This window comes from Plantactinospora sonchi (assembly GCF_036422035.1).
Lineage (GTDB): Bacteria > Actinomycetota > Actinomycetes > Mycobacteriales > Micromonosporaceae > Plantactinospora > Plantactinospora sonchi.
In genome coordinates this window covers 29,303-53,470 of the sequence record NZ_JAZGQK010000001.1, presented here as the reverse complement: position 1 = coordinate 53,470, position 24,168 = coordinate 29,303, and the positions used below count along the sequence as shown (strand labels likewise).

General features: G+C 72.2%; 24 protein-coding genes. 13 read left to right on the top strand and 11 right to left on the bottom strand.

Annotated features, from left to right (window positions below; all coding sequences use genetic code 11):
* The first annotated feature begins 118 nt into the window (after positions 1–118).
* Positions 119–898 (top strand): TIGR03089 family protein, encoded by a 780-nt coding sequence (locus V1633_RS00265; protein ID WP_331212031.1) that lies wholly within the window; start codon positions 119–121, stop codon positions 896–898.
* Between the two features lie 251 nt (positions 899–1,149).
* Here V1633_RS00265 and V1633_RS00260 read toward each other — a convergent pair whose 3' ends face one another.
* Positions 1,150–1,794, bottom strand: a complete 645-nt coding sequence (locus V1633_RS00260; RefSeq protein WP_331212030.1) for a hypothetical protein — start codon at positions 1,792–1,794, stop codon at positions 1,150–1,152.
* Positions 1,795–2,222: 428 nt separating this feature from the next.
* Between V1633_RS00260 and V1633_RS00255 the strand changes: the two genes are divergently transcribed.
* Positions 2,223–2,468, top strand: a complete 246-nt coding sequence (locus V1633_RS00255) for a DUF2630 family protein (protein WP_331212029.1) — start codon at positions 2,223–2,225, stop codon at positions 2,466–2,468.
* A gap of 6 nt (positions 2,469–2,474) precedes the next feature.
* Here V1633_RS00255 and V1633_RS00250 read toward each other — a convergent pair whose 3' ends face one another.
* The 3 genes from V1633_RS00250 to V1633_RS00240 form a co-directional block, all read right to left on the bottom strand.
* Positions 2,475–3,440: a serine protein kinase RIO gene (locus V1633_RS00250; RefSeq protein WP_407951927.1), complete on the bottom strand. Its 966-nt coding sequence runs from the start codon at positions 3,438–3,440 to the stop codon at positions 2,475–2,477.
* 235 nt (positions 3,441–3,675) lie between these two features.
* The gene (locus V1633_RS00245) at positions 3,676–4,320 is read right to left on the bottom strand and encodes an HAD family hydrolase (RefSeq protein WP_331212028.1); all 645 of its coding nucleotides are present in this window, start codon (positions 4,318–4,320) and stop codon (positions 3,676–3,678) included.
* An 82-nt stretch (positions 4,321–4,402) separates the two neighbouring features.
* Positions 4,403–5,278, bottom strand: a complete 876-nt coding sequence (locus V1633_RS00240) for a carbon-nitrogen hydrolase family protein (RefSeq protein WP_331212027.1) — start codon at positions 5,276–5,278, stop codon at positions 4,403–4,405.
* Between the two features lie 69 nt (positions 5,279–5,347).
* On the opposite strand from V1633_RS00240, the gene V1633_RS00235 reads away from it, so the two are divergent.
* From V1633_RS00235 to mug, 7 genes are all read left to right on the top strand, one after another.
* The gene (locus V1633_RS00235; protein ID WP_331212026.1) at positions 5,348–5,926 is read left to right on the top strand and encodes a TetR/AcrR family transcriptional regulator; all 579 of its coding nucleotides are present in this window, start codon (positions 5,348–5,350) and stop codon (positions 5,924–5,926) included.
* A 107-nt stretch (positions 5,927–6,033) separates the two neighbouring features.
* A complete protein-coding gene (locus V1633_RS00230; protein WP_331212025.1) occupies positions 6,034–6,960 on the top strand; it encodes a TIGR04222 domain-containing membrane protein in 927 nt (308 codons plus the stop codon).
* 142 nt (positions 6,961–7,102) lie between these two features.
* On the top strand, positions 7,103–8,032 hold the full coding sequence (locus tag V1633_RS00225) for a TIGR04222 domain-containing membrane protein (RefSeq protein WP_331212024.1): 930 nt from the start codon (positions 7,103–7,105) through the stop codon (positions 8,030–8,032).
* The gene (locus tag V1633_RS00220) at positions 8,020–8,856 is read left to right on the top strand and encodes a DUF692 domain-containing protein (protein WP_331212023.1); all 837 of its coding nucleotides are present in this window, start codon (positions 8,020–8,022) and stop codon (positions 8,854–8,856) included. The genes V1633_RS00225 and V1633_RS00220 overlap by 13 nt, the downstream gene beginning before the upstream one ends.
* 174 nt (positions 8,857–9,030) lie before the next feature.
* Positions 9,031–9,477: a hypothetical protein gene (locus tag V1633_RS00215; protein ID WP_331212022.1), complete on the top strand. Its 447-nt coding sequence runs from the start codon at positions 9,031–9,033 to the stop codon at positions 9,475–9,477.
* A gap of 68 nt (positions 9,478–9,545) precedes the next feature.
* The gene (locus V1633_RS00210) at positions 9,546–10,304 is read left to right on the top strand and encodes an SDR family oxidoreductase (RefSeq protein ID WP_331212021.1); all 759 of its coding nucleotides are present in this window, start codon (positions 9,546–9,548) and stop codon (positions 10,302–10,304) included.
* Between the two features lie 158 nt (positions 10,305–10,462).
* On the top strand, positions 10,463–11,164 hold the full coding sequence (gene mug / locus V1633_RS00205) for a G/U mismatch-specific DNA glycosylase (RefSeq protein ID WP_331212020.1): 702 nt from the start codon (positions 10,463–10,465) through the stop codon (positions 11,162–11,164).
* Positions 11,165–11,277: 113 nt separating this feature from the next.
* Here mug and V1633_RS00200 read toward each other — a convergent pair whose 3' ends face one another.
* The 3 genes from V1633_RS00200 to V1633_RS00190 form a co-directional block, all read right to left on the bottom strand.
* Complete coding sequence (locus V1633_RS00200) at positions 11,278–13,233, bottom strand: ABC transporter ATP-binding protein (RefSeq protein ID WP_331212387.1); 1,956 nt, start codon at positions 13,231–13,233, stop codon at positions 11,278–11,280.
* Between the two features lie 418 nt (positions 13,234–13,651).
* Positions 13,652–14,380 (bottom strand): enoyl-CoA hydratase/isomerase family protein, encoded by a 729-nt coding sequence (locus tag V1633_RS00195; RefSeq protein ID WP_331212386.1) that lies wholly within the window; start codon positions 14,378–14,380, stop codon positions 13,652–13,654.
* Positions 14,381–14,471: 91 nt separating this feature from the next.
* A complete protein-coding gene (locus V1633_RS00190; protein ID WP_007462679.1) occupies positions 14,472–14,699 on the bottom strand; it encodes a helix-turn-helix domain-containing protein in 228 nt (75 codons plus the stop codon).
* Between the two features lie 474 nt (positions 14,700–15,173).
* On the opposite strand from V1633_RS00190, the gene V1633_RS00185 reads away from it, so the two are divergent.
* Complete coding sequence (locus V1633_RS00185; protein ID WP_331212019.1) at positions 15,174–15,770, top strand: cadmium resistance transporter; 597 nt, start codon at positions 15,174–15,176, stop codon at positions 15,768–15,770.
* A gap of 177 nt (positions 15,771–15,947) precedes the next feature.
* On the opposite strand, the gene V1633_RS00180 is transcribed toward V1633_RS00185, so the two are convergent.
* Entirely contained in the window at positions 15,948–17,555 is a 1,608-nt protein-coding gene (locus tag V1633_RS00180) for an ABC-F family ATP-binding cassette domain-containing protein (protein WP_331212018.1), read from the bottom strand.
* A 205-nt stretch (positions 17,556–17,760) separates the two neighbouring features.
* On the opposite strand from V1633_RS00180, the gene ypfJ reads away from it, so the two are divergent.
* Both ypfJ and V1633_RS00170 read left to right on the top strand, forming a co-directional pair.
* Complete coding sequence (gene ypfJ, locus V1633_RS00175) at positions 17,761–18,669, top strand: KPN_02809 family neutral zinc metallopeptidase (RefSeq protein WP_331212017.1); 909 nt, start codon at positions 17,761–17,763, stop codon at positions 18,667–18,669.
* Between the two features lie 63 nt (positions 18,670–18,732).
* The gene (locus V1633_RS00170; protein ID WP_331212016.1) at positions 18,733–19,482 is read left to right on the top strand and encodes a hypothetical protein; all 750 of its coding nucleotides are present in this window, start codon (positions 18,733–18,735) and stop codon (positions 19,480–19,482) included.
* A gap of 69 nt (positions 19,483–19,551) precedes the next feature.
* Here V1633_RS00170 and V1633_RS00165 read toward each other — a convergent pair whose 3' ends face one another.
* The 3 genes from V1633_RS00165 to V1633_RS00155 all read right to left on the bottom strand — a co-directional run bounded on the left by V1633_RS00165 (position 19,552) and on the right by V1633_RS00155 (position 21,201).
* Positions 19,552–20,199, bottom strand: coding sequence for an acVLRF1 family peptidyl-tRNA hydrolase (locus tag V1633_RS00165; RefSeq protein WP_331212015.1), 648 nt, complete (start codon positions 20,197–20,199; stop codon positions 19,552–19,554).
* Positions 20,200–20,347: 148 nt separating this feature from the next.
* Positions 20,348–20,974: a LysE family transporter gene (locus tag V1633_RS00160; protein ID WP_331212014.1), complete on the bottom strand. Its 627-nt coding sequence runs from the start codon at positions 20,972–20,974 to the stop codon at positions 20,348–20,350.
* Positions 20,971–21,201, bottom strand: a complete 231-nt coding sequence (locus V1633_RS00155) for a hypothetical protein (protein ID WP_331212013.1) — start codon at positions 21,199–21,201, stop codon at positions 20,971–20,973. The genes V1633_RS00160 and V1633_RS00155 overlap by 4 nt, the downstream gene beginning before the upstream one ends.
* Before the next feature lie 80 nt (positions 21,202–21,281).
* On the opposite strand from V1633_RS00155, the gene V1633_RS00150 reads away from it, so the two are divergent.
* Entirely contained in the window at positions 21,282–24,146 is a 2,865-nt protein-coding gene (locus V1633_RS00150) for a penicillin acylase family protein (RefSeq protein ID WP_331212012.1), read from the top strand.
* Positions 24,147–24,168 lie beyond the last annotated feature (22 nt).

The following is a 24,168-nucleotide window of genomic DNA, read 5'->3' as shown; positions in this document are numbered from 1 at the left end:
TGCCGGTCTCGGCGCGCTCGGATCGGGCGCCCGGCCGGTATCGTCGGTGCGTCGCGGGGTCTGCCGAGGCCCGCCACGCGACCTGACACCAGCGGAGCGAGCAGACGGAGGCCCGACCGTGCGCCAGAACCCGACCCGGGTGGCCGGGGTACCGGCGCCGCTCGTCTCCGCGTTGGCGGCGGACCCGGTCCGGCCGCTGCTCACCTACTACGACGACGCGACCGGGGAACGCACCGAACTCTCCGCCGAGGCGCTCGCCGAGTGGGTCGCCCGGACGGCGAACCTGCTGGTCCTGGGCTGTGGGCTGGGCATCGGTTCCCGGGCGGCCGTGCTGCTGCCGCCACACTGGCAGACCGCCGCCGTACTGCTCGGCACCTGGTCGGCCGGGGTGTCGGTGAGCTTCCACGGCACCGCGACGGCGGGGCTGCCCCGGCTCGGCCCGGGCGTCGAGGAGCCGTTCGACGTCACGTACGCCGCGCTGGGCCGGATCGACGACTGGCTCGACCACGTACCCGAGGCGGAGCACCGGTTCGTGCTGGGTTTCGCGCCGGACGCCGCACCGTTGGCCGAGCCACCGTCCGGCTACCGGGACTACCTCGCCGAGGTACGCGGGCACGACGCCAACCTGCGGCCGTACGTGCCGCTCCACCCGGACGACGCGGCCAGTGTCGACGGCACCAGCTACGCCGAGTGGGGCAGGTTGGCCCGGGGGATGGCGGAGATCTTCGGTCTCCACCCCGGCGACCGGGTACTGGTCGACGCGGCCGCGCACGAACATCCGGTGAAGTGGCTGCTGGCGCCGCTGGCCGCCGGCGCCTCCGTGGTGCTCTGCGCCAACCTCGATCCCGCGACCGTGCAGCGGCGTGCCCGGGACGAACGGGTGACCCGGGTGCTCTGAGGCCACCCGGCGGACGGTACGGCTGCCCGGCGGCCAGTCACGGCACCCCGGGCAGCTACGGGTCGATGGGTGGCGGGACGCTCTGTCGCCACCGACGGACCGTTCCCCGCGGCCGGCCGCACCCACCGCCCGCCGGTTCGGCGAGCGGCGTGCACCCGGTCGGGTTCAGGATCCCGACGTCGTGGCGGAGTTTGGCGGCACCGGCGAGCGTCCACCGGAAGATCTGCCGGCGCCGGGGTGACCGTCCCGGATCACTCACGCAGTTCCGCGGCCCGACGGCCGACCTCGGCGGGTGGCAGCACCTCTCCGTCGAGCACCACGCCGACGAACATATCCAGCGGGATGTGTTCGAAGACCGGGGCGCCCAGCCGGGCGAACACCGGTTCGGGGACGAGCTTGAGCGCGGTGGTGACGACCAGGGTCGGCAGCCGCTCGGCCAGTTCCCTGGTGCCCCGGATGTTGAGCACCGTGGTCGGTCCGATCGCGTCGGCGCCGGCCAACGCGATCACCGGTTCGCCGGTACGGATCCGGGCGGGCAGCTGGGTCAGTACCTGGGCGACGATCGAACTGCTCGGCGCGAAGGTGACCGGTGCGTCCTGTTCGGCGACCCAGGTGACGGTCGCCTTCACCGTGTTCTCCACCGCGTGGTCGAGTTCCGCCCGGATCCGCCGCAGCGCCTCGGCCGGTTCCGCCGAGCGGACCGCGTTGGCGATGTGCCACATCGGGGCGTAGCCCGGCAGCCGGGCGATCAGGTACTCGGTCGCCCGGTCCGTGGCGACCGGGTCGTGGACCAGTTCGAGCAGGCCCTGGATCACCAGTCGGGCCACGCCGGTGGCCCCTGCCGTGGTGACCGTCACGGCCTCCCGCAGCGGTGTCGGCAGCGTCGCTTCGTCCATGATGGTGGCTCTTTTCGTTCGGGGTCTGATCCCTGCGGGCAGGGCTGCTCTTCCCCTGGCATCGAAGATGCCCGATCTGTGGGCTTTTCCGGCACCAGGACTGGTAGTTCATATCAAAAGACCAACCTTGTCGCCCTGGAATGACCAAATGGCAGCGGGACGGCGATCCGGTGACGGACAACGCGTGTGCCCCCGCCCCACACGGCGCGTGGGCACCACCGCTACGGACCGCCGCCCCACCGCTGGAACGCTCGACGCGACGAAGCAGGAAAGCGCTTTCCACCGTCACCCAGGAAACCGCGTCGACCCGATGTCGATGAGCCACGTCGATGTGCGGCGAGGTGTGCCGCACCCCGTCCGGCTTCCCGCCCCCGCCGCCGTACGCCGATGGTGGGCGACGGGCCTGACGCTGTGCCAGGATCTTGGGCATGGACGACAGGACGATTCTCAGCCGGATCAACGAACTGGTCGACGAGGAGCACCGGCTGCGCTCCCACGCGCAGCAGGTCGAGGCGACCTCCGACGAGGAGCGGACCCGGCTGCGGGAGCTCGAGGAGTCACTCGACCAGTGCTGGGATCTGCTCCGTCGACGCCGCGCCGCCCGGCAGGCCGGTGGTGATCCGGACACCACCGGGACGCGCAGCGTCAACGAGGTGGAGAAGTACCTCCAGTAGCGTCGGTCAGCGCAGCCCCGCCTCGCGGAGCAGCACCGCGGTCAGCGCCGCCGGATCGACCAGGTCGGCCGGCAGGCCCCGCGCCGCGAACCAGGTCGACACCACCCGTACGTCCCGGGCCAGGAAGTCCCGTCCGGTCGGGTTGGCCACCACGTCGACCACCTGTGGCAGGTCGATCAGCACCAACCGCTCCCCGTGCATTAGCAGGTTGTACGGCGACAGGTCGCCGTGCGCCAGCCCGGCCCGGGCCAGTACGACCAGCGCGTCGACGAGCTGGTCCCAGAGCCGCCGCAGCAGGTCGGGGTCGGGGCGCAGCGCCGCCAGCCGGGGTGCCGCCCGTCCCTCGTCGGCGTCCCCGACGAACTCCAGCATCAGTTCGGTGCCGAGCAGCTGGACCGGGTACGGCACCGCGATGCTGCCCAGCTTGTTGCCGAGTTCCCAGAGCTGGGAGAGCGCGGCGAACTCGGCCGCCGCCCACTGCCCGGCGATCATCTTCCGACCGAACGCGGTCCGCCCCTCCATCGCCCGGTTCTCCCGGGACCGTCGCACCCGGCGTCCCTCCAGGTAACCGGCGTCCCGGTGGAAGAGCCGGTGCTCGGGCTCCCGGTAGCGCTTGACCGCCAGCAGGCAGCTCCGGTCGGTGTCCGGAATCCCCCGCCGGACCAGGTGCACGTCCGCTTCCTTGCCGGTCTTGAGCACACCCAGCTCGGTGTCGGTGGCGGCCAGTTCGGTGACCAGCCAGTCCGGGTGCGGCGCCGGTCCGTGCACCGCCTGGTCCCAGCTGGACCACCGGGCGCCGTCGTCGGGCCGGTCCAGATCGGGGTCGACGGCGGCCGTCGGAGCGGGCCCCGTCCGTTTCAGCAGAAGTGGTTCGTCGTCGTCGAAGCGCCGGGCGCGTCGACCGCCGCCGGAGCGGCCACCGCCACGACGGGCGTAGGCGGCGTGATCGTCGTCGAAATCATGTACGGGCACAGCGGGAATCCCTCGGTCGAGATGGAAGAAGGCAGGCGGAAGCGCACGACAACGACAGTCATTTCGCTCTCTCCTCCCTCCACTCGGCCGGGATGGGTGACCCGGGCACTTGTCCGACGCGAGACATGGTTGTCGCCCGCCGGGCGTTCGTCAACGGAATTACCGGACGCGGGTTGGGATCCACCGACGAGGACCCTGACCAGGACCGGAATCAGCCGTCGACGGCCGGGATCGATCAGCCGGCGAGGACCGTGGCGAGGGCCGGGATCAGCCCGTCGGCGGTCCGGGTCGGTGCGTACCGACGCTCCATCCAGCGGCGGCCCCGGTGCAGCCAGACACTGGGCAGACCCACCGCCGCGGCGCCGCCGATGTCCGCCTCCGGGCTGTCACCGACCATCCAGGCACCGCGCAACCGCATCCGGACCCGTTCGGCGGCGAGCGCGAAGATCCGGGGGTTCGGCTTGCTCACCCCGGCCTCCTCGGAGATCACCCAGTCCGCGAGGTAGCGGTCCAGACCGGTCTCCCTGATCTTGCGTTCCTGCTGCCGGGTGGTGCCGTTGCTGATCGCCACCGGCACCCAGCCGGCGTCGTCGGCGATCCGCAGCGCGCACGCGATCAGCGGATCCAGCCGGGTGTTCTCCACCACCCCGTCGTGCAGCGCCTCGACCAGGTCGATCGACGGGATCCTGAGCGCGTACCGCTCCCGGATCGCGTCAGCCACGTCCCAGCGGTTGGTCAACCCGTCCGCATCCACCGAGAGTAACCATTCGACGTCGCTCTCCGGTGCCCCGATCTCGGCCAGGAAGCCCTCCGCCCAACGTCGGAACGGGCCGGCCCGATCAAGCAGGGTGTTGTCCAGATCGAGGAGCAACAGCGGCACTCGCGAACAGTACGGGACACACCCCGTCGGGCAACAGTCCCAGCATGTAAACAACCGGGTTGCCCGAATAAACGGTACGTGGTCAGCCGGTCAACAGGTCCCGTACCGCGCCCTGGTCAGAGCGCCGGTCGACGAGCATCCGGTGCGCGTCCCGGACCCGGATCAGGTCGTCCGGGTCGAGTCGGCCGACCACCACCGCCTCGCCCCGGTCGGCGGCCCGATCCACCGGTCGCCCCTCCGGGTCGTAAATCGCGGCCCCACCGTTGAACCGCCACGGCGCCGTCCCGCCGACGGCATTGGCGAAGACGACGTACATGGTGTTGTCCAGGGCCCGGGCCCGGTAGTAGAGGTCGCGGCGGTGCTCCGAGCCGATCAGGTAGCCGCTCGGACAGAGGTAACCGTGCGCGCCGTCGGCCGCCGCCGCCCGCCCGTGCTCCGGGAAACACCCGTCGTAACAGACCCCGAGCCCGAGCCGCCATCCGTCGACCACCAGGGTCGCGCCCCGGTCCCCCGGGGTGAACAGGGTGTTCTCGTCCGGACCCCAGAGCTGCTGCTTGGCGTACCCGGCGGAGATCCGGCCGGTCCGGTCCGCCACCAACGCGGAACACGTCCGGCGGCCGTCCGGATGCCGTACCGCGGCACCGATCACCACCACGGCACGGTGACTGCGGGCCGCCGCGCGCAGCGGGTCGAGCCGGGCATCGGCGACCTCGCCGCCGTCGTCGGCGACGACGTCGGTGCCGGCCGGGTCGGCGGCCAGGGTCGGCGGGTGGTACGCCGGCAGGAACAGCTCCGGGAGTACGACCAGCCGGGCGCCCGCCCCGGCGGCCCGCCCGACCAGCCGGGCCGCGGTGTGGGCGTTGCCGGCGACATCGCCCGGGACGGGCTCGGCCTGGACGGCGGCGACGTCGAGCGGTGCGGCGGGTGTGGGGTACGGCACGGCGGCGATGATAGTCACCCGAGGCCACGGTAACCCAAGACGTACGTACGGATTGCATAGCGTGCCCGGGCCTGGCACGATCTACTGGTGCCCAGGGTAAGCCAGGACCAGCTCGACGCCCGACGTCAGGAGATCCTCGGAGCGGCGCGGGCCTGCTTCGCCCGGCACGGCTACGAAGGTGCCACCGTACGTCGGCTCGAGGAGGCCACCGGCCTCTCCCGGGGCGCCATCTTCCACCACTTCCGCGACAAGGACTCGCTCTTCCTCGCCGTCGCCGAGGACGACGCCGCCGCGATGGTCGAGACGGTCGCCCGCAACGGCCTCGTCCAGGTGATGCGCGACCTGGTCGACGACGCCACCTCTCCGGAGACCACCGGTTGGCTCGGCAGCCAACTGGAGGTGTCCCGCCGACTGCGCACCGACCCCGCCTTCGCCCGCCGCTGGGCCGAACGCTCGGCGAGCCTCGCCGAGGCGACCCGGGAACGGCTGGCGAGGCAGCGGGACGCCGGTGTGCTGCGGGACGACGTACCGATCGAAACGTTGGCCCGGTTCCTGGAACTGGCGTACGACGGCCTCGTGCTGCAGCTCGCGATGGCCAGGCCGGCAGGCGACCTCGGCCCGGTCCTCGATCTGGTCGAAGAGGCGGTACGCCGACCCGGCGCCTGAACTGACTCACCCGCCCACCAGGGGCGGGATCCTGCTGCCACAGCACAACCCGGCCGGTGGCGGGCATCTTCCACACTGGGCTCCCGTTCCCATGATCGGAGCCCACGATGGCCGAAGCCCCCGTACCGGCCGCTGACACCTGGGGTATCCCCGGCCCGGCCTTCCTGGTCGGCTACCTGGTGGCCGCGGCGCTGCTCATCCTCGTCGTCGTACTGCACCGGGTGCTGCGGTTCGCGGGCCGGCCGCCGGCGGAGGGCGTCGAGCGACTCCACCCGCTCCGGATCGCCTACCTCAACGGCGGCGCGCGGCTGGCGGCGTACACCTCGCTCGGCCTGCTGCGCACCTACGGCGCGGTCGGTGTCGGGCCGGACCGGCTCCTGGTCCCGACCGGCCCGCTGCCGGCCCAGTCGACGCCGCTGGACCAGGCTGTGCACGCGGCCGCCGCCCGGCGGGTCCGCGCCCGCGCCCTGGTGGCGGACCCGCAGGTGTCGGCGGCACTCGACGAACTGCGCGCCGGCCTGGACCGTGACTGCCTCACCGTGCCGGTACGCACCCGGCTGGCCGCGGTACTCCTGCCGGCCCTGGCCGGGCTGGCGCTGATCGCGCTCGGCTGCACCCGGATCATCGCCGGCGCGGTGAACGGCAGGCCGACCATGTACCTCCTGATCGCCGTCGTCGCGTTGGCGCCCCTGTTGATCATCCTGGCCGCCACCGCGCCCCGGCGTACCCGCGCGGCGAACGCGGCACTGCGCGCACTGCGCCGCCAGCACCGCCACCTCGCTCCCCGGCACGCACCGGCGCACGCGACCTACGGCGTGGCCGGCGCCGCGATGGGGATCGCGCTCTTCGGCCCCGCGTCGCTCTGGGCGCTCGACCCGGGCTTCGCGGCGGAAGCCGGAGTCGAGCGCACCCTCGGCCCGGGATCCGGCTCCACGTCCGGCGACGGCGGAGGCGGTACGGGCGGCTGCGGCGGAGGCGGGGACGGCGGAGGCGGTGGCGGTGGCGGAGGCGGAGGCGGAGGATGCGGCGGATGATCGGTGATGTCGAGATGAGCGGCCTGCCCGCTGTTCCGCCGACCCGACACCCGGTCGGCACGGCGACGGCCACAGCCCGACCGGCTGGCACGGCCGATCCACAATGGGGCGCAACCGGAACCGTACGGCAGGAGTGACCGCGATGGACCCACTCGGGCAACCCGACACCTGGGGCATCTCCGGCCCCAATTTTCTGCTGCTCTTCCTCTCGACCGCCGCGCTGCTCGTCGTCGGCACCCTGGTCCACCGCTCGGTACGGTTCGCCGGGCGGGTGCCGTCCGACCTCGACGAACTGCACCCGGTCCAGGTCGCCTGGCTGGCCGGCGGCGACCAGCGGGCGGTCTACACCGCGCTCGGCGCCCTCCGAGCCGCCGGAGCGGTCGGCACGAAACCGAACCGTCGTCTCCACCGGACCGGACCGCTGCCCACCGGGGCCGGCAGGCTGGAGTGGGCGGTACACGAGGCCACCGGCCGGCAGCCCCGGACCAGGGACCTGACCAACGACGGCGGCGTCACGTCGGCCCTCACCGACCTGCGGTCCGGACTGGAACGCGACGGACTCGCGCTGCCGTCGTCCGTCCGCCGGGCCGCCCGGACCGGTCCGCTGCTGCTGCTCGGTCTGCTCGCCGTCGGCACGGTCCGGCTCGGCGAGGGACTCGCCGCCGACCGGCCCGTCGGCTTCCTGGTGACCTCACTCGTACTGCTGCTCCCCCTCTGCCTGGTGCTCCTGTTCGCCGTGCCCCGGCAGACCAGGGCGGCGAAGACGGTGCTGCGCCGGATGCGGGCGCGCTACCACCACCTCTCCCCGGTGCACTCCCCCGCCTACGCCACCTACGGCGTGACCGGCGCCGCGATGGGCATCGCCGTCTTCGGTACCGTCGCGCTCTTCGAACTCGACCTGGCGTTCGCCATGGAGGCCGAGATCCAGCGTTCGGCGGCCTCGGGGGCCGGCGCATCGGCCGGCGGGGGCGGTGGGGGTGGTGGCGACTCCAGCGCCAGCGCGGCCGGCGGCGGAGACGGTTGTGGTGGTGGCGGCGGTTGTGGCGGCGGATGCGGCGGATGCGGCGGATGACCAGGAACAGCGGTACGACGTACGGCGTCGGCATCGGCTGGCGGCCGGAGATCTCCGGATTCGTCGCTGACCTGCCCGGTCTGCGGTTCGTCGAGGTGATCGCCGAGTCGGTCGGCAGCGCCGGCCCCCCGCCGGCCCTGGCCGCGCTCCGCGAGGCGGGCGTGGCCGTCGTGCCCCACGGGGTACGGCTCTCCCTCGGCGGCGCCGAGCCGGTCGAGCCGGACCGGGTCCGGCACTTCGCACAGGTGGCGGAGTTGCTCGGAGCGCCAATGGCCAGCGAGCACATCGCGTTCGTACGGGCCGGCGGCGTCGAGGCCGGGCACCTGCTGCCGCTGCCGCGTACCCGGGAGGCCGTCGACGCGGTGGTCGCCAACGTCAGCCGGGTTCAGGCCGAACTGAGCGTTCCGCTGGCCCTGGAGCCGATCGCCGCCCTCTTCGACTGGCCGGACGACGAGTTGGACGAGGCGGAGTTCATCAGCGAGATCCTGGACCGGACCGGGGCGTTGCTGCTGCTCGACATCGCCAACGTCTACGCCAACGCCCGCAACCGGGGCACCAACCCGCTGGCGCTGCTCGACCGGCTGCCGCTGGACCGGGTCGGCTACGTACACGTCGCCGGTGGTGCCGCCCACGACGGGATCTACCACGACACGCACACCGACCCGGTCCCGGACGCGGTCCTCGACCTGGTCACCGAACTGTGCGCACGGCACCGGCCACCGGCGCTGCTGCTGGAGCGCGACGGACACTATCCGGAGGCGGCGGCGCTGCGTGGCGAGCTCGACGCGATCGCCGAGGCGTCCGGCTATCCGGCGATCACCTGACCGAGCGGAGCGAGGTCAGCAATCAACCCGGTCGACAGGTCATGGCGACGCCGAGCGAAGCGAGGAGGCGACATGACCGAGCGGAGCGAGGTCAGCAATCAACCCGGTCGACAGGTCATGGCGACGCCGAGCGAAGCGAGGAGGCGACATGACCGAGCGGAGCGAGGAGACGGCATGACGGGGTCGTTGACTGACCGGCAGGCGGCGCTGGTGGCGACGCTCGTGGCCGGAGCGCCGCTGCCCGCCGGCTTCGACGATCGGCTGGTCGGCGTCGCCCGGTCCGCGCTGCTGCGCAAACGGGCCGGTGAGACGGCCCGGCACTGGCCGCTGCTCGCCGCTGGTCTCGGTGAGCGCTGGTTCCCGGTCTTCGCCGACTGGGCCGCCACCCGGCCGACCCGGGGGTCCCTGCGGGACGGCTGGGATCTGGCCCGCCGACTCGTCGCCGAGAGTCGGCTGCCGGCGCTGGCCGCCGAGGAACTCGCGATCCGGGAGACCGGCTGGCGGTACGACGGTGACACGGCACCCCGTCGCCGCAGACTGCCGGCGGTGCGGCGGGTCGGCGGCGCACTGGTCTGCCAGGTGGCCGGCCGGATCCGGGTGGTGCCACTTCGCCGTCGTTGAGGGCGAGAGGATCGCCGTCGCCAAGGGCGAAGATCCACTGGATGGCCGCAGGGCATAGGATCATTCACATGGATCTCGGACTCGCGGACCGGGTGTACGTGTTGACCGGCGCATCGAAGGGCCTCGGCTTCGCCACCGCGGAGTGTCTGGTCGCCGACGGCGCCCGGGTGGTGATCTCGTCCCGCGACGGTGACCGGGCGGCGGCCGCGGCAGACCGCCTCGGTGCCGACCGGGCGGTCGGAATCGCCGCCGACCTCGCCGATCCGGACACGGCGACAACACTGGTCGCGACCGCCCTGGACCGGTTCGGCCGGCTCGACGGCGCGCTCGTCTCGGTCGGTGGTCCGCCCCCCGGCACCGCCGCCCAGGTCACCGACGTCCAGTGGCGGGACTCGTTCGAGACCGTCTTCCTCGGCACGGTACGGGTCGCGCGTACGGTGGCGGCCGCGCTGGACAACGGCGGGGCGATCGGACTGGTGCTCTCCAACTCGGTACGGGCCCCGATCCCGGGGCTCGGCCTCTCCAACGGTCTCCGGCCGGGCCTGGCCGGTGTGGCGAAGGACATGGCCGACGAGTACGGCCCCCGGGGCGTCCGGGTGGTCAGCCTGCTGCCCGGGCGGATCCTCACCGACCGCAACGTCGAACTGTTCGCGGCGACCGGGGACCCGGACCGGGCCCGGGCGACCGCCGAGGCGGCGATCCCGCTGCGCCGGATCGGCGAGCCCGCGGAGTTCGGCCGGGTGGCGGCGTTTGCCCTCTCCCCCGCCGCCGGCTACCTGACCGGGGTCACCATTCCGGTCGACGGCGGCGCGCTGCGGGCCATCTGAGACGGGCGGCGTCGGGGCGCGCAGCATTGGGGGCGGTTTCCCGGACCGGGTAGGGTTGCCAGCCGTTGCCTACGGGAGGTGCTCGTGTCCTTTCTGCTCGTGGTCGCGGGTGGCGTCTGCTGCCTGGCCGTGGTGTCGACGATGGCGCTGGTGGTGACATGGGCGGTCAGACGCGGCCGGCAGACGTGACCGGGTCGGCGCGGCGCACGGCGGCCGCCCGGACCGCGACCGGGCACACGGCTGCCGCCGGATCGGCTCCGGGAAAGACCGCGGCGCGGCGTACGACGATCACCCGGCCGACTCCCGCCGAGGTGGCCGCGGCGGCTGACCGGCTGCTGCCCGACCTGATCGCCCCGGACCTGGACGTGCTGTTCTGTGGCATCAACCCGGGGCTCTACTCCGCGGCGACCGGCTGGCACTTCGCCCGCCCCGGCAACCGGTTCTGGCCGGCGCTGCACCGGGGCGGCTTCACCCCTCGGCAGTTCGACCCCGCCGAGCAGGCGGAGCTGCTCGACCTCGGTCTGGGAATCACCAATCTGGCCGCGCGGGCCAGCGCCCGCGCCGACGAGTTGAGCCGGGACGAACTCGTCCAGGGCGGACGGGAGCTGGTCGGCAAGGTCGAGCGGTACCGGCCGCGTTGGGTCGCGGTGCTGGGCGTCACCGCGTACCGGATGGCTTTCGACCGGCGTACGGCCCGGCTCGGCCGGCAGCCGGAGTCGCTGGGTGGCGCCGGCCTGTGGGTTCTGCCGAACCCGAGCGGACTCAACGCCCACTTCACCGTGGACGGGCTCGCCGCCGAGTTCGCGGCGCTGCGGGCCGAGGTCGTCCGGCCGCGATCACCTCGACCCGCCGGACGCTGACCAGGGCCTCGGCGACACCGGCCCCTGGTGGCCGGCACGAGCTGGGGTCTTGGGTTCCTTGCCTGGCGGGAACGTCGGGCACTGCGGTACCGGGGCCGGTTCCCGGGTGGCGATCAGACCGGGTCGTAGTCGGGACGCGGCATGGTGACCACCGGATCCGGACCCACCGCGTCGGTGTACGGGGCCGGCGAGTCGGCGACCGCGAACTGGGTACGGTACAGCTCGGCGTAGAGGCCGCCGACCGCGACCAGTTCGTCGTGCCGACCACGCTCCACGATTCGTCCGCCGTCCAGCACCAGGATCTGGTCGGCGTCCCGGACGGTCGAGAGCCGGTGCGCGATGACCAGCGCCGTACGCCCGTGCAACGCGACCGCGAGCGCCCGCTGCACCGCCGCCTCGGACTCGGAGTCCAGATGCGCGGTCGCCTCGTCGAGAATGACTATCGAGGGGGCCTTGAGCAGCAGACGGGCGATGGCGATCCGCTGCTTCTCGCCGCCGGAGAAGCGGTAGCCGCGTTCACCGACCATGGTGTTCAACCCGTCCGGCAGATCCCGGACGAGGTCCTCGACCTGGGCTCCCCGCAACGCCGCCCAGAGTTCGTCGTCGGTGGCGTCCGGCTTGGCGTACCGGAGGTTCTCCGCGATCGTCTCGTGGAACAGGTGCGAGTCCTGGGTGACCACGCCGATGGTGTCCCGCAGCGACGCCAGGGTGGCGTCCCGGACATCGACACCGCCGACCCGGACCTCGCCGTCGGTGGCGTCGTAGACCCGGGAGAGCAGCATCGACGTGGTCGACTTGCCGGCACCGGAGGGGCCGACCAGCGCCACCATCTGCCCGGGCTCGACCGTGAACGAGACACCACGCAGCACCGGCTCGGAGACCGTCCGGTCCAGGGCCGCGACGTCCTCCAGCGAGGCGAGCGACACCTCGGACGCGCTCGGGTAGCGGAACCGTACGTCGCGGAACTCCACCCGGCCGGCACCTCGCGGGATGTCCACCGCGTCGGGCTTCTCCGCGATCGACGGGGTGAGGTCGAGCACCTCGAAGACCCGGTCGAACGAGACCAGCGCGCTCATCACGTCGACCCGGACGTTGGAGAGCGCGGTCAGCGGGCCGTAGAGGCGGGTGAGCAGGAGGGCGAGGGTGACCACGGTGCCGGCGCTGACACTGCCCCGGACCGCCAGCCAGCCGCCGAGCCCGTAGGTGAGGGCTTGGGCCAGCGAGGCGACCAGCAGCATGGCGACGAAGAAGGTCCGCGAGTACATCGCCGACTGGATGCCGATGTCCCGGACCCGTTCGGCGCGGTCGGCGAAGCGTCGCGCCTCGACGTCGGGCCGGCCGAAAAGCTTCACCAGCAGTGCGCCGGACACCCCGAACCGCTCGGTCATCGTGGCGTTCATCTTCGCGTCGAGGTCGTACGACTCCCGGGTGATCTCGGCCAGGCGGCGGCCGACCCGGCGGGCCGGCACGATGAAGATCGGCAACAGCACCAGCGACAGGAGGGTGATCTGCCAGGAGAGGGTGAACATCACGCCGGCGGTGAGCACGAGTTGGATGATGTTGCTGACCACCCCGGAGAGCGTGGTGGTGAACGCCCGCTGCGCGCCCTGTACGTCGTTGTTGAGCCGGCTGACCAGCGCGCCGGTCTGGGTCCGGGTGAAGAACTGCAGCGGCATCCGCTGGACGTGGTCGTAGACCCGGGTCCGCAGGCTGAGGATGATCCCCTCGCCGATCCGGGCGGAGTACCAGCGTTGGGCCAGGGAGAGCAGGGCGTCCAGCACCGCCAGGCCGGCGATGATCAGGGCCAGGTGGACGACGAGCCGACCCGCTCCGGCGCCGCCCCCGGTGATGGTGTTGATCACGTCGCCGGCCAGTACCGGTGTCGCGACGCCGATGATCGCGGCGAGCACCACGGTGAGCAGGAACACGCTGATGTCCCGGCGGTACGGGCGGGCGAACTCGACGACCCGCCGTACGCTGCGCCGGCTGACCCGGTGCGCCGTGACCTCGTCGCTGTTACGCAACGAGCGCAGCATGCTCCAACCGCCCATGCTGCCACCGGACCCCATCGGGTTGACCACGCGCGACCTCCCAGTCTTCGACCACTACGACAACCGGAGCGGCGGCCGGAATCTTCCCGAAAGATCCGTCCTGCCGCGCGGGGTCGTCGGAGCCGACCAGGGCTGGCGGAGCCGACCCGCTGTCAGAGCCGACCGGTTCCCGGAGTCGACCGGGCGGGCTGAACCGGTCCCGGCCGGGCCGACAGAACCGGCATGGCGGACAGAACCGGCGGAACGCCACGATCGACGGGCCTGCCACGCTCGTCGGAGCTGTCACGATCGTCGGCTGTCCCGCTCGGCGCCGCCCGGCTTGGTGCTGTCACGGCTGGCGCTGTCGCGGCTGGGGCTGTTCCGGTTGGTGCTGTCACGGGTAATCGGATCTTCACGGGCCAGGGCCGACCGGCGTCACCTGACCGTCGGTCCCAGCCTATTCGCCCAGCCCGACAAGATCACGCATCCGGCGGGTCTGCGCCTCACGCTCGGCCCGTTGCTGTTCGGCCGGAGTGCGCCCGGCCGCGCCGGCCAGCAGCGCCTTGATCTCCACCACCGCGTTCCGGTCGCCGGCCAAGACCGCCGCGGTCAGGTCGTGCACGGCCGCGTCGAGTTCGGGTCGGGGCACCACCACGGTCGCCAGACCGAGCGCGGCCGCCTCGGTGGCGTCGACCCGCCGACCGGTGACACAGAGTTCCAGGGCACGGGAGTACCCGAGCAACTCCACCAACCGTTTCGTGCCGGCGAGGTCGGGGACCAGGCCGAGCATCACCTCGGCCATGGAAAACACCGCGTCGTCGGCGAGCACACGCAGATCGCAGGCGAGCGCGAGTTGGAAACCCGCCCCGATGGCATGGCCCTGCACCGCCGCGATCGAGATGAGGTCGGGGCGGTGCAGCCAGGTGAATCCCGCCTGGAATCCGGCGATGCGCTCGGCACACTCTTCGGGCGGCAGGGCGGCCAGCTCGGCGAGTGCGCCGCCGGTCGTACCACCCCGGCCCACGCCGGTCGCCACCGCCAGGTCGAGCCCGGCGGAAAAGGACCGGCCTTCGCCCCGCACCACGACAACCCGTACGTCCCCGGGTAGCTCCCGGGAGAACTCATGCATCGCCCGCCACATCTCGGGCGTCTGCGCGTTGAGTACGTCGGGCCGGCACAACGTCATCGTCGCCACCGGCCCGTCGCAATTCAGTCGTACGCCAACGGTCACGAATGATTCCGTGGGCGTTCGGCTCCGGACCAGGCTGCTGAGCGGGTCACGCCTTCTTCCGACGACGTGCGCCACCACGCTGACGAAGCTGTACACCAGACTCGGTGAGCACCCGGTGGATGAACCCGTAGGAACGGCCGGTCGAGGCCGCCAGGGCACGGATGCTTTCGCCGGAGGTATACCGCTTGACCAGGTCCTTGGCGAGCGTCTGGCGCTCGGCCCCGACGATCCGGCGACCCTTCTCAGTGCTGGTGGCTGTGCCAGTGGCTGCCATGTTGATTCCTCACGTCCCAGACTGTGCGGTTCGATACGGTCCCACCTATTAGACCGCCTCGAACGATCATGCGCTAGATATCAACTCTTCGCCAACCGACACGCACAGCAGTGTCAGTTTCCCGATTGAGTGATTGCGCTCGCCGGCCGGTCCGGGCTGGGGGTGGCACTGCGGTTTCCACAGCGCTCCCCGGGTTTCGCGCCACGTCGTACAGGTTTCACTCGGCCACCACCCAGCTTTCCGCCCACCGGGCATGTTCGACACACCGCCGGTCCAGTTTTCCCGGCCGTCGGTCGGGTTCACCGCACCGCGGGGCGGGATTCCTTCCTCCGTCCGGAGAGTCGGCGTAACCAACCGTCGAGTTTCCTTGCCCACCCGGCAAGTTCCGCCATCGCCGGGCAACTTTCCGAGGATCGCTCGGATTCAGTGCGGTGGATTCCGCAGAATGGTGATCAAGCCCGTAAGGTGTCGCATGTGGCGGATCAAGTTGCCACCGCAGCGGCTGCGGCTGGGGTCTTCGCGGCCACCAACGTCGACGACATTGTCGTACTGACCGTGCTCTTCGTCGCCGCGCGCACGGCCGGACGTCCCCGCCCCTGGCAGATCGTCGTCGGTCAGTACGCGGGAATCGGCGCACTGGTGACCGCCAGCGTGGCGGCCGCGGCCGGCCTGTTGGTGATCCCCGAGCCGTGGACCGGGCTGCTCGGCTTGGTGCCACTGGCCCTCGGCGTACGGGCACTGCTGAACCGCGACGACGCCGGCCCCCCGGAGCCGGTCAGCGGAACACTGGGGGTGGCCGCGGTGACGGTCGCCAACGGCGCCGACAACATCGCCGTCTACGCACCCGTCTTCCGGACCGTCGGTCCCGCCGACGCCGGCACGTACCTGCTGGTCTTTGTCGTCCTCGTCGGGCTCTGGTGCGCGGTGGCGGCCGGGCTCGGCGGACATTCCCGGGTGATCCGGCTGGTCACCCGGGCGGGCCACTGGCTGGTCCCGGCGCTCTTCGTCGCCATCGGCCTGGCCATCCTGGTCGGCTCCGGCGTGCTGGGCCGGCTCGCCGGTCTCGGCTGACCGTCAGCGACCCGGCCCGCACACGCCACCGTGGCCCGGCGCACGCCAGGACGGACGGCAGGCACGGCGCCGCAGGCCAGCACGGGCGCACGCCAGGACGGACGGCAGGCACGGCGCCGCAGGCCGGCACGTGACCGGCTGGGCGCCGCAGGCTGGCAGGGCAGGGCGTGGACCTGGCTACGCCAGTTCGACGAGTTCGAGCAGGTCGTCGCTCCAGGCGTCCTCGTCGCCGTCCGGCAGCAGGATCGCCCGGTCGGGCTTGAGCGCCATCACCGCGCCCGGATCGTGGGTGACCAGCACGATCGCCCCGGGATACCGGGCGATGGCGTCCAACACCTGCTCCCGGCTCACCGGGTCGAGGTTGTTCGTCGGCTCGTCCAGGAGCAGCACGTTGGCCCCCGAACAGACCAGGGTGGCCAGCGCGAGCCGGGTCTTCTCGCCACCGGAGAGCACCCCGGCCGGCTTGTTCACGTCGTCGCCGGAGAAGAGGAAGGCGCCGAGGATCTTGCGGAGGTCGGTGTCGGACTGCTCGATCGCGGCGCTGCGCATGTGCTCCAGCACCGTCCGGTCGACGTCGAGCGTCTCGTGCTCCTGGGCGTAGTAGCCCAACCGCAGCCCGTGCCCCGGACGGACCTCCCCGGTGTCCGGCTGGAGCAGCCCGCCGAGGATCCGCAGCAGAGTCGTCTTGCCGGCACCGTTGAGCCCGAGGATGGCCACCCGGGAACCCCGGTCGACGGCGACGTCCACGTCCGTGAAGATCTCCAGCGAGCCGTACGACTTCGACAGCCCGGCGGCGGTGAGCGGGGTCTTGCCGCACGGCGCCGGGTTGGGGAAGCGGACCTTGGCCACCCTGTCCGCGACCCGCTCGTCCTCCAGGCCGGCCAGCAGCTTCTCGGCCCGCCGGGCCATGTTCTGCGCGGCCACGGTCTTGGTCGCCTTGGCCCGCATCTTGTCGGCCTGGGCCATCAGCGCCCCGGCCTTCTTCTCCGCGTTGGCCCGCTCCCGGCGACGCCGCCGCTCGTCGGTCTCCCGCTGCTCCAGATAGGTCTTCCAACCGACGTTGTAGACGTCGACCACCGAGCGGGTGGCGTCCAGGAACCAGACCTTGTTGACCACCGCCTCCAGCAGCCCGGCGTCGTGGCTGATCACCACCAGGCCGCCCTTGTGCCCGGCGAGGAAACCCCGCAGCCAGGTGATCGAGTCGGCGTCCAGGTGGTTGGTCGGTTCGTCCAGCAGCAGGATGCCGCCACCGTTCTCGGCGGCGTCCCGGAACAGGATCCGGGCCAGTTCGACCCGGCGACGCTGGCCACCGGAGAGGGTCCCGATGGTCTGGGCCAGCACCCGGTCCGGCAGGCCGAGGTTGGCGCAGATCCGGGCGGCCTCAGCTTCGGCGGCGTACCCGCCGAGCGAGGCGAACTGGTCCTCGAGCGCGCCGTACCGCCGGACCAGCCGTTCGTCGCCGGAACTGTCGGCGAGCTGCTGCTCAAGCTCGGCCATCTGGGCCATCAGCACATCCAGGCCACGGGCCGAGAGGACCCGGTCCCGGGCGGTGACCCCGAGGTCACCGGTACGCGGGTCCTGCGGCAGATAGCCGACGGCACCACGGCGGTCGATCTGCCCGGCGTACGGCTGCCCCTCGCCAGCCAGCACCTTGAGGCTGGTGGTCTTACCGGCGCCGTTACGGCCGACCAGGCCGATCCGGTCGCCGGGCTGGACCCGCAGGGTGGTGTCGGAGAGCAGGATCCGGGCACCGGCACGGAGCTCCAGACCGCTTGCAGTGATCATCTCGACGAACTCGCTCTCGGGGTCGAAGGCTGACTCAGGGCACACAAACCAGCCGGCGGACCCGTATGTTCCGTCGGCGCGGGGCGTTCAGCCTTCGCAGAGCAGCACGGGAACGAGTGTACCGGGCGGCGCGGGACGGTCGGGTCCGGATTACCGATCAAGATCGCTGGGTATCACCGGTCACACCCACAGATCGGGGGGTGTGATGGAACTCAACGAGAACGCCGACATCGACACCAGTCAGGTCGAGGACCGGCGCGGCTCCGGCGGCGGCCTGGGCGGCCTGCCGATCCCGATCTCGGGCGGAGGCGGACTGATCGGCCTGATCGTCACCGTGGTGGCGGTGCTGGTCGGCGGCGGTTTCGGACTCAACGCGCTGACCGGCGACGGCGACCAGTCCGGCGGTGACAACGCCGCCATCGAGCAGCGCTGCGACGCACAGGACGCGTTGCGGCAACTCGACTGCCGCAACACGCTGTACGTCAACTCCATCCAGGCGTACTGGGAGCGGGCGATGCCGCAACACTTCGGCCGGCCGTACCAGGAGTCCGACACGGTCTTCTTCGAGCAGGCGGTGAACAGCGGGTGTGGTCAGGCCGACTCGGGCGTCGGCCCGTTCTACTGCCCACTCGACGACAAGGTCTACCTCGACCTCTCCTTCTACCGGGTGCTGGCCGAGCAGCTCGGCGCGCCGGGTGAGTTCGCCCAGCCGTACGTCCTGGCCCACGAGTACGGCCACCACGTGCAGGACCTGGTGGGCACCGAGGCCCAGGTCCGACGCGAGCAGGAACGGAACCCGGGCGAGGCGAACGAGCTCTCGGTGCTGATGGAACTGCAGGCCGACTGCTACGCGGGGGCCTGGGCCCGCAACGCCACCGGCACCGCCGACGACCGGGGCGAGAAGATCTTCGCGGCGCTCACCGACCGGGACATCCAGGAGGGTCTGGACACGGCGGCGGCGATCGGCGACGACGCGATCCAGCAGCGGTCCGGCGGCCGGATCGACGAGTCGCAGTTCACCCACGGCACGTCGGCGCAGCGCCAGCAGTGGTTCCGGCAGGGCTACGACACCGGAGACCCGAAGTCGTGCGACACCTTCGGTACCGCCGGCTGACGCTCGCGAACTCTGCCCTTTCCGTACCGGGGTGGGGCGGCCGACAATGCGGTGGTGCACGGGATGGACAGGCCACCGGCCGCCCGATCGGTACCGGTCGAGGTGCCGGACGGGTACGGCCTGGTCGACCTGACCGGCGACGACCTGGCCGGTCTGCTCTGCCTGGCGGGCGAGCCGGCGTTCGTCGACGGGGACACCGGGAGTTACAGCTGGTGCTTCGCCCGGATCGGTGACCAGGGCACGAGCGAGATCCGGTCGCTGGTCGACTGGCGGGGGTCAGCCGACCTCGACGACCTGACCCGACCGGAGCGACCGGAGGCGGTGCTGCCCGCCCTCGCTCCGCTGCTCCGCGTACTGCCGCCGGGCCGTTACCGGCTGACGGTGGAGACACCCGCACAGGTACGCCCGGTGGGCTTCACCCGGCCCGGCGCTCGGCTCTGGTCGACGGACCGGCACGGCACGTACGCCGAGGAGATCGCGTTGGTCGGCACCGACCCCTGGCCGCCCCGGGAGCGGAGCGTCGTCGCCGCCTACCGGGACCGGGTCGCGGCCGGTGACCGGCCCGCCGTGGTGGCACTGTTTCCGACACCGGAGAGCCTGGTCGGCTATCTGCTCGACGGACACCACAAGATGGTCGCCGGTGAGCAGGCCGGCGTACCGCCCCGGGTCCTCGCCGTGACTCCGGAACGTCCGGCCCGGCCGGACAACGCGGCGCTACGCCGGGCGGTCCCGGCGTTCGTGGATGCGGTGTCGGAGGACTACCGGCAACCGCTGACCACGGTGCTGGGCCACCTCCGACAGCTCTCCCACTGACCCTCGGACCGGCTCATCCCGCGTCACCGGCCGGCTCGTTCAGGTCGCGGGCCGGTAGCCCGGACCGGCTCATTCGGGGTCGCGGACCAGGACCTGGACCGCTCGGGCGGCGACGACGGCCTCGACCAGGACCGCGTGCCGGGGTTCCGGTACGTCGAGGAACCGCTCGGCGCGCAGCGCCGCCAGCGGACCCAGTCGCCGGTCGCCCAGGATCACCTCGACAGTGCGCCGGTCCCCGCCGGTCACCAGCGCGGCGAGCGTACCGACCTCCGGCAGTAGCAGCCGTACGGCCAGCTCGGCGGCCTCTCCGGCGGCCGCCTTGGCCTGGTTCTCCCGGCGTCGGGCGAACCGCTGCTGGGACCAGCCACCGGCGGCGGTGCGACTCTGGACGTACCGGCTGTCCACCTTGGACACCACGAGCCGCTCCCCGTCGGCGATCCCGACCGCCACCGCGCTCTTGCGGGCCAACAGCAGACCGAGTCGGCGTGGGGTCTCCATCGACGCGAGGAATCCGCCGAGGTCGCCCGGGGCCGGCATGCCCGGCGGGGCGTGCAGTACCGCAACCGCGCCGTCCGGGGCGGTGAGTTGGATGCCGGTTTCGCCGGCGGCTACCTCCGGCGGGCCGTGCCGGGCGGTGAAGTTCTCGAGCCACCGGGCCATCCGGGCCGGCGGCACCTCCACCCACCGACCGCCGCCGGCGGCGGGACGACTGCTCACCCCCGTGACGGTACGCCCAGCGCCGGCCGGCCCGGCACCAGCCCGGCCCGGTCGTCCCGCCCCAGCCGAACCGGCCCGGCCAGGGTGGCCGGCACCAGCCGAACCCGCCCGGCCAGAGCGGCGCCAGGATGGCGGCGGCCGACTCCACTCAGCTCAGCAGCACGCCGACGGCGAGCGCCACGATCAGCAGGCTGGAGACGAGCGCGGTGCCGAGCCGCCCCCGGGGCCCGGCCAGCACCCGGCCGAGCAGGGAGCCGCCGGTCGCGATGAGCAGTTGCCAGCTCGCCGTGGCGGTGAAGGCGGCGAGGACATAAACCGCCTCCTGCGAGGCCGTCCAGTCCGCGCCGGCCCGGCGGCCGAGCACCAGCGCGGCGAAGTAGAGGATGGTCATCGGGTTCAGCAGGGTCAGCGCCAGCAGTCCGAGGTACGCCCGGACCGGCGTGCCGAGCCCTCCGTCGGTACGGGCGGCCCGGGCCGGATCACGCCGGTGCCGGACGGCACCCACCGCGCCCGAGACGGCCAGGAAGAGCAGTACGGCCACGGCAACCCAGCGCAACGGCACGGCGATCGGCTCGATCAGACCGGCGAGCGCCGCACCGCCGATGACGGCGACCGCCGCGTAGAGCCCGTCCGCGGTGGCCACGCCGAGCGCGGCGGCCGCGCCGACCCGGATGGACGTACGGGCCGCCAGCCCCATGATCAGGATCGCGATGGCCCCGACCGGTACGGCCACACCGTAACCGGCGAGCAGGCCCGCGACGACCGCGTCCCTCATCGCATCACGCGCGAGATGATTAGCGCCGCCGCGTGGCGCCGGCGCTGTCGCCGCATCCGAACGACGACGGCGACTCGGCTGGCCCAGGGCTTCAGGATGATCACGGCGACCAGTGTGGCGTGGCCTACCGGCCGGTGCGACGGGTTTTCGGACATCAACCTCGGCGCGCCGCTCTCGGACGGTCCGGTCGCCAAGCGGTTTCCGGCCGACCACAGCACACTATCCATCGAGCATCCCAAATAGTTACCATCTCATATACGAGTCTTCTTCACGTGTTGCCGTCCGCCGCCGGGAGGAGCCACCCCGAATGTCCCGAACTGCCGCACCCCGACGGCTCACCGCCGTCGCGGTTGTTGTGCTGACCACCGCCAGCGTCGCCCTGACCGGCCCCACCGCCGCCCCGGCCGCGCCGGTACCCGCCGCCCCGGTCACCGGACCCGCCGTCGCTCCGGCCCTCGTCGCCCCGACCGTCGTCGACCACTGCCTCGGGTCGTGCGCCGACATCCTGCCGCCCGGACAGAACGGCAACGCCACGCTCGTCGACATCCTGGCCAACCAGACCCTCGGCCTGCTCCCCCCGCACTCCGCCGACCAACTCGGCAGGTACGCCGACCTGGTCTACGGCTACGCCGGACTACGCGAGGACCAGATCGGCACCTTCTTCACCAACGCCTCCTTCGGAGTCCCCGCCGGCCAGGTCGAACGCAGCTACTCACCCCGCTCCGACGTCACCGTGGTCCGCGACCGGGCCACCGGGATTCCGCACGTCACCGGAAGCACCCGGGGCGGCACCATGTTCGGCGCCGGCTACGTCGGAGCCGAGGACCGCCTCTTCACCATGGACCTGCTGCGACACGTGGGGCGGGGCACCCTCACCCCGTTCGCCGGCGGGGCGCCCGGCAACCGGGCCCTCGAACAGAGCGTCTGGCGAAACTCCCCGTACCGGGAGGCGGACCTGCAGTCCCAGGTCGACGCACTGCGTACCCGGGGGCCGCGGGGCGAGCAACTGCACGCGGACGTACGCGAGTACATCGACGGCATCAACGCGTACATCCGGCACTGCATGAGTCGGCGGAACTGCCCGGGCGAGTACGTGCTCACCGGCCACCTCGACGCGATCACCAACGCGGGCGATCCCGAGCCGTTCCAGATGACCGACCTGATCGCGATCGCCGGCGTGGTCGGCGGGCTGTTCGGCGGCGGCGGTGGCAACGAGATGCAGTCCGCACTGGTCCGGCTCGCCGCCCGGGCCCGGTACGGACCGGTCGAGGGGGACCGGGTGTGGACGGCGTTCCGGGCCCAGAACAACCCGGAGACGGTGCTCACCCTGCACGACGGGCAGAGTTTCCCCTACGGTGCCGCCGACCCGGACGCGCCCAGCGTGGTGCTCCCAGACGCCGGCTCGGTACGGGCCGAACCGGTCGCCACCGACCCGACCGGCTCGGCCGGCGACAACACCCCCACCCGGGGCGCCGACCTCGCCGCCGCGCTCTCCGGCCTGACCATCGGGTCCACCCAGCGCGGCATGTCGAACGCCGCGGTCATCTCCGCACCGCACTCCGCCACCGGTCACCCGATCGCGGTGTTCGGACCGCAGACCGGCTACTTCGCCCCCCAACTGCTGATGGTGCAGGAGCTGCAGGGACCGGGGATCAGCGCCCGGGGGGCCGCGTTCGCCGGCATCAACCTCTACGTGCTGCTCGGCCGGGGCCAGGACTACGCCTGGAGCGCCACCTCGGCGACCCAGGACATCACCGACACGTACGCGTTGCCGCTGTGCACCGTGGACGGCAGCACCCCGACCCTGGCCAGCAACCACTACCGCTACCGGGGCGAGTGCCGGGCGATGGACGAACTGTCGCACGTCAACTCGTGGCAGCCGACCCTCGCGGACAGCACACCCGCCGGGTCGTACCGGCTGGTCGCCTGGCGCACCGAGCTCGGGCTGGTGGCGTGGCGTGGCATGGTGGCGGGGCAGCCGCACGCGTTCACCCGGCTCCGGTCGACGTACCGGCACGAGGCCGACTCGGCGATCGGCTTCCAGATGTTCAACGACCCGGCGGTGATGGGCGACGCCGACGCCTTCCGCACCGCCGCGTCCGAGATCGGCTACGCGTTCAACTGGTTCTACGTCAACTCCACCCAGTCGGCGTACTTCAACTCCGGGCTCAATCCGCTGCGCGCCCCGGGATCGAATCCCAACCTGCCGATGCGGGCCGACCCGGCGTACGAGTGGCAGGGTTTTGATCCGGTGACGAACACCGCCGACCGGCTTCCGGTCGAGGCGCACCCGAACTCGGTCGACCAGGACTACTACATCAGTTGGAACAACAAGCAGGCCGCCGACTTCGGCGCCGCCGACGGCAACTTCAGCTTCGGCGCGGTACACCGGGGTGACCTGCTGGACCGGCCGATCCGGGCGGCGTTGGCCGCCGGCCGGAAGTTCGACCGGGCCTCGCTCACCGCCCTGGTGCAGCAGGCCGGGTTGACCGACCTGCGCGGGGTCGAGGTGCTGGACGAGCTGATCCGGGTGCTGGAGAGCCAGCCGGTCACCGACGCCCGGCTGGCCGACGTGATCGGCACGTTGCGGGCCTGGCGGGCGGCGGGTGCGTTGCGGGTCGAGACCTCCCGGGGCTCGCGGACCTACCGGCACGCGGAGGCGATCCGGGTCTTCGACGCCTGGTGGCCGCTGCTGGTACGCGGCCAGTTCGCCGCGCCGCTCGGCCCCGAGCTGTACCAGGCGCTGGTGAACACCCTCCAGATCAACGAGTCACCCTCCGGCCACCAGCAGGGCGACACCTCCGACCTGCCGGGCTCGGCCGCGTCGGCGCAGACCCACAAGGGCTCCTCGTTCCAGCACGGCTGGTGGGGCTACGTCGACGCCGACCTGCGGGCGGTACTCGGTGATCCGGTGGCCGGCGGGTCCGGTCGGACGTACTGCGGAAACGGCGACCTGGCGGCCTGCCGGCAGATGCTGCTGGAGACGCTGCGTACGGCCGCCGACCAGCCCGCCGCCCAGGTGTATCCGGGTGACGAGCACTGCGCGGCCGGCGACCAGTGGTGTGCCGACGCGATCGTGCAGTCTCCGCTCGGTGGTGTCCGGCACCGACTGATCGCCTGGCAGAACCGGCCCACCTACCAGCAGGTGGTGTCGTTCCCGTCCGGTCGGTGACCCGCCCGGCCCGGGCGTGAGG